13 protein-coding genes are annotated in these 12,253 nt (G+C 59.6%); 5 read left to right on the top strand and 8 right to left on the bottom strand.

The window, feature by feature from the left end; genetic code table 11:
• On the top strand, positions 1–107 hold a 107-nt coding region (locus BLR31_RS21390; protein ID WP_143009401.1), incomplete at its 5' end, for an SDR family oxidoreductase.
• A gap of 133 nt (positions 108–240) precedes the next feature.
• Here BLR31_RS21390 and BLR31_RS15045 read toward each other — a convergent pair.
• From BLR31_RS15045 to BLR31_RS15025, 5 genes are all read right to left on the bottom strand, one after another.
• On the bottom strand, positions 241–1,398 hold the full coding sequence (locus BLR31_RS15045) for a mandelate racemase family protein (protein ID WP_090597524.1): 1,158 nt from the start codon (positions 1,396–1,398) through the stop codon (positions 241–243).
• Positions 1,399–1,400: 2 nt separating this feature from the next.
• Entirely contained in the window at positions 1,401–2,276 is an 876-nt protein-coding gene (locus BLR31_RS15040) for an amidohydrolase family protein (RefSeq protein WP_090597523.1), read from the bottom strand.
• The gene (locus BLR31_RS15035) at positions 2,276–3,412 is read right to left on the bottom strand and encodes a mandelate racemase/muconate lactonizing enzyme family protein (protein WP_090597522.1); all 1,137 of its coding nucleotides are present in this window, start codon (positions 3,410–3,412) and stop codon (positions 2,276–2,278) included. The genes BLR31_RS15040 and BLR31_RS15035 overlap by 1 nt, the downstream gene beginning before the upstream one ends.
• Complete coding sequence (kdgD, locus tag BLR31_RS15030) at positions 3,409–4,317, bottom strand: 5-dehydro-4-deoxyglucarate dehydratase (protein ID WP_090597521.1); 909 nt, start codon at positions 4,315–4,317, stop codon at positions 3,409–3,411. Before kdgD ends, BLR31_RS15035 begins: the two co-directional genes overlap by 4 nt.
• 96 nt (positions 4,318–4,413) lie before the next feature.
• The gene (locus BLR31_RS15025; RefSeq protein ID WP_090597520.1) at positions 4,414–5,136 is read right to left on the bottom strand and encodes a FadR/GntR family transcriptional regulator; all 723 of its coding nucleotides are present in this window, start codon (positions 5,134–5,136) and stop codon (positions 4,414–4,416) included.
• A gap of 162 nt (positions 5,137–5,298) precedes the next feature.
• Here BLR31_RS15025 and BLR31_RS15020 point away from each other — a divergent pair, with 162 nt between their 5' ends.
• Positions 5,299–6,090, top strand: coding sequence for an NAD-dependent epimerase/dehydratase family protein (locus tag BLR31_RS15020; RefSeq protein WP_090597519.1), 792 nt, complete (start codon positions 5,299–5,301; stop codon positions 6,088–6,090).
• Here the strand turns inward: BLR31_RS15020 and BLR31_RS15015 are convergent.
• Genes BLR31_RS15015 through BLR31_RS15005 form a run of 3 tightly spaced genes read right to left on the bottom strand, consistent with a single transcriptional unit; the run spans position 6,087 to position 8,445 of the window.
• Positions 6,087–6,947 (bottom strand): SMP-30/gluconolactonase/LRE family protein, encoded by an 861-nt coding sequence (locus BLR31_RS15015; RefSeq protein ID WP_090597518.1) that lies wholly within the window; start codon positions 6,945–6,947, stop codon positions 6,087–6,089. The two genes, BLR31_RS15020 and BLR31_RS15015, sit on opposite strands and share 4 nt — an antisense overlap.
• Entirely contained in the window at positions 6,944–7,552 is a 609-nt protein-coding gene (locus tag BLR31_RS15010; RefSeq protein WP_090597517.1) for a 2-dehydro-3-deoxy-6-phosphogalactonate aldolase, read from the bottom strand. The genes BLR31_RS15015 and BLR31_RS15010 overlap by 4 nt, the downstream gene beginning before the upstream one ends.
• Entirely contained in the window at positions 7,549–8,445 is an 897-nt protein-coding gene (locus tag BLR31_RS15005; RefSeq protein ID WP_090597516.1) for a 2-dehydro-3-deoxygalactonokinase, read from the bottom strand. The genes BLR31_RS15010 and BLR31_RS15005 overlap by 4 nt, the downstream gene beginning before the upstream one ends.
• A gap of 204 nt (positions 8,446–8,649) precedes the next feature.
• On the opposite strand from BLR31_RS15005, the gene BLR31_RS15000 reads away from it, so the two are divergent.
• The 3 genes from BLR31_RS15000 (at position 8,650) to mmsA (ending at position 12,246) form a co-directional block, all read left to right on the top strand.
• Positions 8,650–9,408, top strand: coding sequence for a FadR/GntR family transcriptional regulator (locus BLR31_RS15000; RefSeq protein ID WP_090597515.1), 759 nt, complete (start codon positions 8,650–8,652; stop codon positions 9,406–9,408).
• A 156-nt stretch (positions 9,409–9,564) separates the two neighbouring features.
• Positions 9,565–10,632 carry a multiple monosaccharide ABC transporter substrate-binding protein gene (gene chvE, locus BLR31_RS14995; RefSeq protein WP_176762687.1) on the top strand — a complete coding sequence of 356 codons (1,068 nt, stop codon included), beginning with the start codon at positions 9,565–9,567 and terminating at the stop codon, positions 10,630–10,632.
• Between the two features lie 81 nt (positions 10,633–10,713).
• Entirely contained in the window at positions 10,714–12,246 is a 1,533-nt protein-coding gene (gene mmsA, locus BLR31_RS14990) for a multiple monosaccharide ABC transporter ATP-binding protein (protein ID WP_090597513.1), read from the top strand.
• Positions 12,247–12,253: the final 7 nt, after the last annotated feature.

Here is a 12,253-nt window from a genome sequence, read left to right as displayed (position 1 = left end):
GCGAACCCTCCGACATCGGCGACGCCGCGGTCTTCCTTTTAGCCCCCGCATCCCAATACATGCACGGGGCCACAATCCCCGTCGATGGCGGATGGCTGGCCCGGTAAGCACTGGAAACACCGGGATTTTTCGCTAACCGTCATCCACTCTATAGTCATCCCCGGGACGTGTTCCCGGGGTCCAGAGCAGCGCCCACCCAGCACTCAAAACCCAGACTTATCCCCCCACCCCAATCTCCGCCTAAAATGGCTCCGAAACGAGATTGGCGTCGATGTGTTCGAAATTGATGTCTTCGCCAATCCCCGGACGATCCGAAAGATGCACATAGCCATCGTCGTCCATCGGATCGGGCAGTGAATTGAGATAGTCGACGCCGTCGTCATATTCGAGAAAGGGATGCAAAAGACCGCGTTCATACCATTTGCAATTGTTCGACACTGCCGTGACGATCAGATTGGGCGCACCATTGCCGTGCACCTCGCAATTCATCCCGAACCCTTCGGCCATCCGCATGGTCTTGAGCGCCGGCGTAATGCCGCCGACATCGTGGACACCCGTACGTAAAATATCGCATGCCCCATGCTTGATCCATTCGGCCCGGGTAAAGTTCTTGCCACTCGCACTTTCCGGTCCGAGAACCGGCATCGATAACTGCTCGGAAAGCCACGCGTAAGACGACATCGAAGCCTCGTCCATCGGCTCTTCGAACCATGCAAAGCCCAGCTTCTCCAAACCCTTACCGAGTTCCAGCGCATCGGTCCGCGAGTACCAGTGATAGGCGTCAAGCATCAGATCGATGTCGGGCCCCACGGCTTCCCGCACCGCTGCACACGCCTTGATATCCATCTTCACATTGGGCGACCACGAGACCGGCGGCATCCATGTGTGCAGCTTGATCCCCTTGTACCCGCGCTTCACCAGCGTTTCGGCAAATCGCCCATAATCCTCGGGCGTCGCCAGTCCATTTTCGAGTTCGTCACCGCACATGATCGAGCCATAGGCCGGAACCTTGTCGCGATACGCCCCGATCAGCTTGTGAACGGGCAACCCCAGCGCCTTGCCGGCCAGATCCCACAGCGCGCAGTCAACGATCGCCAGCGTCCTGTCGGTCAACTGTGCAGCGCTTCCGCGCTGCCAATGCGCCAGTCCCTGCCAAAGCTTTTCCCTGTCGAACGCGTTAGCCCCGATCAGAACGGTTTTGACAGACTTCTCAATGACATGCGGGCGGACGATCTGCGGCGGCGAAAAGCAGTGCCCCTCGGTTCCATCCTCCGCCACAACCGTCAAAAGCGCCATCTGGACCTTGTGCACAGGCCCCGGATGAGCGTGCCCGGCGCTGTCGGCGTGCTTGCGGGTTTCGGTGTGAAACACTTTGACCCGGACATCGGTAATGATCATCTTTATGCCTCCGCCCAGCGGGAAAATCCGTAGAGTTCTTCAGGGTTTGCGACGAGCGTCTTGTCCCGCGCCGCCTCGTTTGGAAACCAGCTCAACACTATTTCCTGCAACGCTGCCTCGTCGGGATATTCCTCCGCGGTCCTGGCCGCGTTGTGCGGCCAGTTCGTCCCCCAGACGATCCGCTCCGGCGCATAGGCGGCAATGTCCTGCGCGACCACGGCGATATCGGAAAAGTCTGGTCCGCCGGAGCGGCTGGACTCATAGCATCCCGCGAATTTGAACCAGCAATTGCCCTTGTCGATCAACCGCTTGACCACATCGACCTGCGAGCTCTGCGGCGTCACGCCCGCAAAGAATTTCCCGTGATGATCGAGCACCCAGCGCGATTTCAACCCCGCCAACCGTTCCTCATGATCGAGAATATCGCTGCCGTCGAACTGGATCGCCATCATCCACCCGAACGCCGCAGCCCGCGCGTCGATCTCTTCCAGCGCCGAGAGCCCGATGGCCCCGCCGGGCAAATCCATGATCCGCGCCCCGACGATCCCCTTTAAAGAAAGCCGTTCCATTTCAGCGTCTGGCGTCTCGCCGGTAATGACCGCAACGCCCTTGGCGACCGGCCCAAAATCCTCAAGACAGGCCAAAAGGCACGAACTGTCGAATTGATGCGCATTGCCTTGCGTCACCACGATCCGGTCGATCCCCAGCCACTCCATCGTCTTGCGGTAATCGCTAGGTGTCGGCAGCGGCTCCGGCGGAAGTCCGGGCCCACCAGAAAGTGCCGGAAATCCAGGCAAATAGGCGTGCATCTGGGTGTCGATCGTGCCTTTCGGCAAAACGAAAGAGGGCTTTGCCCCGGCATATTTCCGTTCAAGCATCAAACAGCTTTCGGTGAGAATTCTTTCAGCGCATCGCGATTGATTTCGATGCCAAGGCCCGGCCCATCAGGGATGGTCACAACCCCCGCAACATGCTCGATCGGTCTCTTGACCACCGCCTGCCGGAAGGGATTGTCCGTGCGATCGAATTCCAGAATCGGCTCGATCGGGTTGTTGCGCACGGGATTGGGGATCATGGCCGCCATGAACTGCAGCGCCGCCGCGATCTGGATCGCCGTGCCCCAAACATGTGGCACCAGTCTTACGCCATGCAGCGCCGCAAGGTCCGCGATCCGCCGGATTTCCGTGAAGCCGCCACAACCGCAGATATCGGGCTGGATGATATCGACAGCGCGGGTTTCGATCGGTTCCCGCATCCCCCAGCGCGTGTGCCAGGTCTCCCCGCCGGCAACGGGAATAGGCTGGCCAGCCTTGACCGCCCGATAGGCATCCAGCTGTTCAGGCACCACGGGCTCTTCGAACCAGTCGATGCCATATTCGGCGGCCGCCCGACCGACCCGGATCGCCTCGATGGCGTCATAGCCGTGATTGCCGTCGATCATCACCCGCATGTCGGGGCCCGCAGCTTCGCGCACCGCGGCGATGACCCGCAAATCCTCGTCCGGGTCGAACCCGATCTTGATCTTGGTGGCATGAAACCCATCGGTCCGGTACCGCGCCACTTCGGCCGCGTTATCCTCGACCCGGTCCACACCATCGCGCTTAAATGAGCCGGTTGCGTAAGCCATTACGCTGTCGCGGAATTTTCCGCCGAGCAGCGTCGAGATCGGCACGCCGAAGTGCTTGCCCTTGATGTCCCAGAGCGCAATGTCGATACCCGACAGCGCCGTGATCGAAAGCCCGCGCTGGCCCTGATCGCGCAGCGCATTATAGAGCACCGCCCAGTGTTTTTCGGTCTCGAGCGGATCCTTGCCGATCAGCCACTGCGCATAGGTCTTTACGATCGCCGCATTGGCAAACGCCGGGCCAAGACACTCACCCCAGCCCGTCGTTCCGTCATCGCAGACGATCTCGACAAGCACATGCACGCGCTTGTCGAACCGCATCGACGCGCTCTCGAACGCCGTGTCGAGCACATGCTCGAGCAGATGCGTATTGACCTCGGCGATCCTCATCTCTTGTGCGTGCCGATCAGTTTTTCAAGCATCGCTTCTTCCTCCCGCGTGAGGTCCGAGAGTGGCGCACGCACCGGCCCTGCGTCAAACCCCTGCAGCCGCACGCCGGCCTTGACGGCAGCCACCGCATAGCCCTTGCGCCGATTGCGGATGGCCATGAACGGATAGAAGAAATCGCGCAAAATGCGCTCGCATGTCTTGCGCTCTCCGGCCCGCAGCGCCTTGTAGAATTCGACCGCCAGACCGGGCACGAAATTGAAAACCGCAGACGAATAGGTGGTGAACCCCGCGCCAAGATAGGCTTCGGCAAAAAGTTCGGCCGTAGGCATGCCGCCGAGATAGGTCAGCCGGTCGCCAATCGTTGCCGTGACCTGACGCACGAGACCGATATCGCCGGTCCCGTCCTTGAAACCCACCAGATTGGGGCATTCATCGCACAAGCGTTTCAGCGTATCGGCCTGAAGCACCGAGTTGTCGCGGTTATAAACCATGACGCCGATACCGACCGATTGGCAAACGCGCTTCACATGCTCGTAAAGCCCGTCCTGAGGCGCATCGATAAGATAGTGGGGGAGCAACAAGATGCCGTCCGCACCGGCTTTCTCGACGGCCTTGGCAATTGAAATCGCCATCTCGGTGCCATAACCGCAGCCCGAAACGATGGCTGTCTTCCCGCCTGACGCTTCCTTGGCGGCAGAGACGATTGTTGGAATCTCTTCAGGCGTCAGCGAAAAGAATTCCCCGGTACCCCCGGCTGCGAATAGAGTGGTCGCCTCGAACCCCGAAAGCCAAGCCACGTGGTCCTGGTAGGATTTGGCGTTAAACCGCCCTTCGGCGTCAAAATGGGTGACGGGAAACGAAAGCAGCCCTGCGCCGAGCGCGTGTTTGACGTCCTGCGGGTTCATGGCCCAATCCTCCAACAGCAAAAATCTCTGCTTCGAGGACTACAGGCCTGCCTGACGGAAGTCAATAACTTGTATGATATCTTTGCGTCGGCGCTTCTAGCTCTTCTGCAACAGCGCCCGATAGCGGCGCTGGCTGCCCAGCAAATGCGCCCGCATAGCCTCACGCGCGCCCTCGGAATCGCCGTTGGAGATCGCGGTGACGATTCGCGCATGCTCATCATGCAACTGGTTGAGGTAAGCCGTCGACGACCGCCCCTCATTGTTTGTGAGTGCAGCGCGTGGAATGGCGTTTTGGCCCATCAGCGTCATAAACTCGACGAAACGCGGATTACTGGTCGCCTCGGCAATCGCCGTATGCAGCGCGAAATCGGCGGCACTTGTGGGCTGGCCGTCAACGATGCACTGGCCGACGGCGCGGTGCCGGTCCAGAATGGTTTCTTCCTGGGCAGGCGAGCGGCGAACGGCCGCAAGGCCCGCAGCCTCGACTTCGACCGCCGCGCGCAGTTCAAGCACCTCAATAATCGAGGAAATCCTGGCGTGGTCGATGTTCTGGAACGGCAGGCCGGGTGGCACCACGGGCTCGAGAACGAATACCCCGGCACCGCGCCGCGGCTCAACCAGGCCATCGGAACGCAGCGCAGCAATGGCCTCGCGCACGACGGTCCGGCTCACCCCATGAGACTCGGTCAGCCGCGCCTCACTGGGTAATTTGTCACCGGGCTGATACGCGCCACCCAGAATGGCTTCACGCAATGAATTGGCGACCTGCACAACAAGTGTGCCGCCAGATTGCCCATGGCTATCGCGTTGAAAATCCATTGCTCCGCTCGTAGCGTCCCTGCTTATGCCCGTTGCTTATGAGTGAGACACCGGCGCTCACCGGCTGTCAAGCGCACCGTCGCAAAGTCATCAGACAGGTTGACTGGTCCTGTCCTATCTTTATGATGCGGCCCATTGCAAAGACTTTCGGAGGCGCAGGATTTGAAACGGCTATTGATCACGGGTGCCGCGGGCGGTTTGGGTCGCGTGGCGCGCAAACGGCTTGCTCATCTCGCGCCAACGCTCAGGATCACCGATATCGTCGATCTCGGCCCCGCTAATGCCAATGAAGAGGTGGTTCAGGCCGATCTCGCCGACCCGAAAGCCGTGATGGATCTGGTCGAGGGTTGCGATGGGATCGTCCATCTTGGCGGCATTTCGACCGAGCAGAGCTTTTCGAAAATCCTCGATGGCAACATCATCGGCGTCCGCAATCTATATGAGGCGGCACGGGCCCACGGGCAGCCGCGCATATTTTTCGCCGGTTCGAACCATGTTGTCGGGTTCTATCGTCAGGATGAACCTGTCGATCTCTCAAGCCCGGTTAGGCCGGACGGGATTTACGGTGTGTCCAAATGCTTCGGCGAAGCGCTGGCACGCTTTTACTACGAAAAGGTCGGCCAGGAATCGGCGATCGTCCGGATCGGCTCGTGTTTCGAAAAACCGACCGATTACCGTATGCTCTCCACGTGGCTGAGCTATAATGACTTCGTCCGCCTGGTCGAGCGCGTGTTCGATGTCCCATGGCTTGGCTGTCCGACGGTCTGGGGCGTGTCAAACAACAGCCGCGCATGGTGGTCCAACGACGCTGTGCGCTATCTCGGCTGGCACCCGAAAGACAGTGCCGACGGCTACGAGGCCGAGGTCAGGGCCAACAACTGGCCTAGCGCAGACCACCCACTGGCAAGATTGCAGGGCGGCAATAATACGGCCGACCCGCTCAGTCGCGATTAGAGTATGACGCGCGGTTCTGCCAGACCCTGACCGGCACCGGGTAGTTCGAACACCTTGCCCGAATGGGCATCCTCGGCCAGCGCCGCGTCGTCGAGCCCTTCTCGGGCCGTCGTGCAGTAAAGCGTTGTGAAGTCCGGGCCGCCAAAGGCTGGACATGATGAGTGCGGGGCATCGATGGCGAAGGCTTCAAGGAAGTTGCCAGCGGGATCGTAAACCGCCACGCGTCCGGCACCCCACTGCGCGTTCCAGAGATTGCCCATGGCGTCGACAATGGCGCCGTCAGGGTTGAGGCCTTCACCACCAAGGTCGAGATGGATCTCGGGCTCCGCGTTTGGCGCCCCCGTCTCGGCATCAAGTGCGACGCGCTTTATCACGCTACGATCAGTATCGGCGAAATAGGAGTAGGCCCGGTCAGGAGAAAAACAGATGGCGTTGGGGATGGTAATCCCGTCAAAGAGCGTTGTGACCTCGCCACGATAAAAGCGGTAGATCGCTCCGGCGCCCGGCGCCGCTTTTTTGCCCATCGACGAAATCCAGAACCCGCCCCATGGGTCGGCGCGCCCATCATTGGTGCGACGGCCTTCACCAAGCGAAAGCGGCGCCACGACGGAGCGTTCGCCACTTTCTATGTCGAACTTCAAAAGTGCCGTTTCGCTGGCGACCAGCAATGTCTTCGTGTCGACCCAGCCCGCTGCCGAGACCATCTCGTCGAACACCCACGACTGCTGATGTTCGCCCTTTCGGGTCAAAAGCGTGCGATTTATGATATCGAACCAGAACAATTGTTGGCGTTCCGGATGCCAAAGCGGTCCTTCGCCCAGAAAGCAGGGTCGCTCATCGAAAACCGTCGCACTCATCCCATCACCTCGTCATATGCCAAAACCAAACGCTCGGCCCGTGCGCGCACGTCTTCGGGTGCAAGGCCCGGCGTATAGAGCGCTGTTCCGATGCCGAAACCGTCAACGCCCGCAGCACGCCATTGCGCGAAATTGTTCGGACCCGCGCCACCAACGGCATAGACCGGTGCCGAGGCCGGCAGAACTGCCTTGAGCGCGGAAATGCCTGCAGGTCCCATGATCGACGCGGGAAAAATCTTGAGCCCATCGGCGCCGGCAGAGAGGGCCGCAAAGCACTCGGTTGCCGTAAAAACCCCGGGATAGGATAGCATGCCAAGCCGCTTGGTTGCGCCGATGACCTCTTGATCGCAATTTGGCGAGACGATGAGTTTCGCACCAATGTCGGCAAGTTTCTCCACCGCTTCTGTGTCGAGTACCGTTCCGGCGCCGATCGTAGCGTGTGCACCAAACCGCTCGACCATCGCCGCAATGCTGTCGAAAGGTTGGGGTGAGTTGAGCGGGATTTCGATCATCGTAATACCCGCCGATATCAAGGCCTCGGTCACAGCCGGTGCATCGTCGGGTGTGACGCCGCGCAGGATTGCAATGAGATTGCGAGCAGTCAAATCCGGTCCTCCAAAACTGCTCGGGCGGCTGCAAGGCCAGCCAGCGTCATCATATCGGCATCGAGCACTTCAGCGTTGCCACCAACGATCGCGAGCGCTTGTGCATAAAGGCCCGATAGTCGCGGCGCGCCGATCAGCGAAACCTTGGTATCAGCCCAAAGCTCTTGGCGGCTTGCGAGTTCCCCACCAATCAACAAGCCGGATAGTCGCGCCTTGGCAGTTTCCGGAGAAAGACCTGTCAGCAGCGAGGATGCACGCAGGCCAAATAAATATGGCAGGGGATTGGCGGCCGCAAAACCGTCGCTGACACCTTGCGCGAAGGCCCCATCTGCCCATCCATCAGTCGTAACGCTGTGGCGCAGCACAGAGTGCGTGCTCAACAGCGAAAAGAGCTCGCCTGTCATGTCGGTGTAAAACGAAACGATCCGGCCATCGACGATTTCGACCCATTTCGAATGGGTGCCGGGCAGGCATACGATGCCGTCACGTGAGCTGTGGGCGATAAACCCGGCGATTTGCGTTTCTTCCCCGCGCATCACATCGGCGGGGCTGGCCTGGCAGACGCCGGGCACGATGTGGACGGCAATCCGCGTGTCGCGCGTCGGCGGTGTTATCATGCTTGCCGCAATGGGAACCGTCGGCGTCGGACTATAATGCGCCTCCATCCATCCCTGTCGCGCGCCGACCATACCGCAGGCGATAATTTGTGTCGTTGTGCCGTCAGAAAGCCAGGGGGATATCACCGCAATCAGCGCATCCTCGAACGCATCGGGTGACAAGCTGCCCATGCCTTTGTCGCTCGCAGCATGAGCCAGGGCGCGATTATCGGCGCTCATCGCCCAGGCCCGCATGTTGCTTGTGCCCCAATCGACACCGATCCAGTCGGGCGTCATGGATGGGGCGCTGTTCGGCAACAGGAAGGCAAGGGCATGGTTGGAAGGTCCGGATGCTGGGGGGCGTTAAAGTTGGCCAATTATCGTATTATAGTTTTATTTTGACAACGCGAGACCATCGCCTCATTGTCGGGTAAAGATGGCCCTTGCAGCGGTCAAATCGACCGCGTTTTGCGGGCAGGCAATCCTAGAAAGCAGTTTCCGATGGCAGGCACAATAGAGGAATTGGACAGCTTTTCGCCTGTTACAAAGCGCAAGCCCCACAATTTCCATGCCCACGTCATGTCGAGCCTCGGGACATCGATTGTCGGGGGTATCTACCGCGAGGGCCAGATCCTTCCAGGCGATGCGGAATTGATCGATCAGTTTGGCGTGTCGCGAACTGTGTTGCGCGAAGCCCTTAAGACCCTATCCGCCAAAGGCCTCGTCGAAGCCCGGGCGCGGGTTGGCACACGCGTCCTGCCAAGGGCGCGGTGGAACATGTTTGATTCCGACGTGCTGCTCTGGCATCTCGATTCTGGTGTAAAGCTCGATTTCATCGCCAGCCTAGCTGAAATTCGCATGGCCGTGGAGCCCGATGCGGCGGCACTGGCGGCAACGAGACGCAGTGAAGAGCAGGCTAATGAATTGATGGCGTGGCTCGCGCGTATGGGCGGCAGCGACCAGACCCCCGAAGAGTTTGCCCGCTACGACGTCGGATTTCATCGCGTCATCGCTCAGGCCTCGGGCAATCCCTTCATGGTATCGCTCGCCAATGTCGTCGACATCGCGCTGATGGCGTCCTTCACGATTTCGTCGCCGGTCGACGACTCCGCCGCCTTCGAACGCGCCGTGCGGCTGCATCGCAATATTGCGGAAGCCATCGTGGCCGGCGACGGAGACATGGCCCGTTTGGCCATGCGCCAGGCGATCCAGAGCGGCGTCGATCGCGCGACGGCTACATTGGGCGACAAGCGCGTCTGATCGGCCACCGATGTCACAGTTCACACTGTCGGTAGCGCGAGCAAATTCGCCTTTACAAATAATCATACTATATGCAAATCTTCGTCCACCCCCGGGAAACCGGGATGGGAGGCCGCCATGGAAATCGCGTGGCGGGGGATCACAGGGAGAGAATTCATGAAATCGATTTTCGCAGGGCTTGGCGCCCTGATCGTTACGTCTGCGCTCGCAACGGCGCCGAGTTTTGCGCAGGAGTCAGGCTCGGTCGGTATCTCCATGCCGACACAGTCGTCGGCCCGGTGGATTTCGGATGGCAATTCCATGGTCGAGCTGTTCGAAGCGGCCGGCTACACCACCGATCTGCAATATGCCGAAGACGATATCCCCAACCAGCTCGCACAGATCGAAAACATGATCGTGCGCGGTGTGGACGTTCTGGTGATCGCGTCGATTGACGGCACCACGCTGACGACAGCTCTTGAAAACGCTGCCGCCAACGGCATCCACGTCATCGCTTATGACCGCTTGATCCGTGGCTCGGAAAATGTCGACTATTACGCGACTTTCGACAACTTCACGGTGGGTGTGCAGCAGGCCCAGTCGCTCGTTGACGGTCTTGAAGCCTCCGATTGGGAGCCACCCTATAATATCGAACTGTTCGGCGGTTCGCCCGACGACAACAATGCGTACTTCTTCTACGACGGCGCGATGAGCGTGCTTCAGCCGCTGATCGACGACGGCACCATGGTGGTCAAGTCCGGCCAGATGGGCATGGACACGGTTGGCACCCTGCGTTGGGACGGTTCGGTCGCACAGGCCCGTATGGATAACCTTTTGTCGGCCCACTATACAGATGATCAGGTCCATGCCGTGCTCTCCCCGTATGACGGGCTGTCGATCGGTATCATCTCGTCGCTGCGCGGCGTTGGCTATGGCTCGGGCGACCTGCCAATGCCGATCATTTCCGGCCAGGACGCCGAATTGCCCTCCGTGGCAGCTATCATGGCCGGCGACCAGTACTCGACGATCTTCAAAGACACACGCGAACTCGCCCGTGTGACCGTCGGCATGGTCGAAGCGCTGATCAACGGGGCGGAGCCTGAGATCAACGATACCGAAACCTACGACAACGGCGTCAAGGTCGTTCCGTCCTACCTTCTTGAGCCGGTTCTGGTCACCCGGGATAACCTCGAAGAGGTGCTGGTTGGCTCGGGCTATTACACCGAAGACCAGATCGCAAACTAGGTCTCATCCAGAGACGGGCGCGGCCGAGGGTGATATGCTCCGGCCGCGTCCTTTACACTGCGCTCAGGGAGCCGTAGCGCTATGACGTCCATTCTCGAAATGCGGGGCATTACCAAAAGCTTCCCCGGCGTCAACGCACTTGAAAACGTCAACCTCAAGGTCGAGGCGGGCGAAATTCATGCCCTCGTTGGCGAGAACGGCGCCGGCAAATCGACACTGATGAAGGTCCTGAGCGGCGTCTATCCGTCTGGCGATTACGAGGGTGAAATTCTCTTTGAAGGCGAAGAGCGTCACTTCCACTCGATCTCCGACAGCGAGAAATGCGGCATCGTCATTATTCACCAGGAGCTCGCCCTGGTGCCTCTGCTCTCGATTGCCGAAAACATCTTTTTAGGCAATGAGCGCGCCAGCAACGGCGTCATTGACTGGTCGGAAACCTATCGTCGCACCGAAGAACTCCTAAAGCGCGTTTCGCTCAAGGAAAGCCCACGCACGCGGGTGACCCACCTTGGGCTGGGCAAGCAGCAATTGGTGGAAATCGCTAAGGCACTGTCCAAGGAGGTCAAGCTGTTGATCCTCGATGAGCCGACCTCATCGCTCAATGAGACCGATAGCCAGGCGCTGCTGAAATTGCTTGTCGAGCTCAGGAGCAAAGGCATCTCCTCGATCCTGATTTCCCACAAGCTCAACGAAATTTCCCAGGTCGCCGACAGGATCACGGTCCTGCGCGACGGTCACACCGTTTCGACTTTGGATTGCCACACGCAACAGATCTCCGAAGCCGATATCGTTCGCGATATGGTTGGTCGCTCGCTCAAGGACCGTTTTCCGCACGGAGATCCCAAGATCGGCGAGGTGATGTTCGAGGTCCGGAACTGGACGGCGCATCATCCGATCCACTCCGAGCGCAAGGTTGTCGACGACGTTAGCTTCAATGTGCGGGCCGGCGAAGTCGTAGGCATCGCTGGACTGATGGGGGCAGGGCGAACCGAACTCGCGATGAGCCTGTTTGGAAAATCCTATGGCGACCGTATCTCAGGTGAGGTTCTGCTGAACGGTCAGCCGGTCGATACGTCCTCGGTGCCCAGGGCCATCGCAAATCGCATTTGCTACGCCACCGAAGATCGCAAGACCTATGGGCTCGTCCTCGATCAACCCATTCGGGACAACGTGCCCCTCGCCAACCTCAACGGCATCGCCAACGGGCTGGTGGTCGATAATCAAAAAGAGCGCGAGGTGGCCGAGCGCTACCGCAAGCTCATGGCCATCAAGAGTTCGGGCATCGGCCAGAAGACCGTCAACCTGTCTGGCGGTAACCAGCAGAAGGTCGTGCTCTCGAAATGGCTTTATGCTGAGCCCGAAGTGCTGATCCTCGATGAGCCCACGCGCGGTATCGATGTGGGTGCCAAATACGAAATCTATTCGATCATCAACGAACTGGCGGCCCAGGGTAAGGCGATCGTCCTCATCTCTTCGGAAATGCCCGAACTGCTCGGCACCTGCGATCGCATCTATGTAATGAACGCCGGACGTTTCGTGGGCGAACTGCCCATCGCCGAGGCCAGCCAGGAAAAGATCATGTCGATGATCCTGAAAACAGGCAAGGCCGCGTGATGCCGTC

This window comes from Pelagibacterium luteolum (assembly GCF_900100665.1).
Classification (GTDB): domain Bacteria; phylum Pseudomonadota; class Alphaproteobacteria; order Rhizobiales; family Devosiaceae; genus Pelagibacterium; species Pelagibacterium luteolum.
The sequence above is the reverse complement of the archived record's forward strand: the minus strand, read 5'-3'. Positions and strand labels throughout refer to the sequence as shown.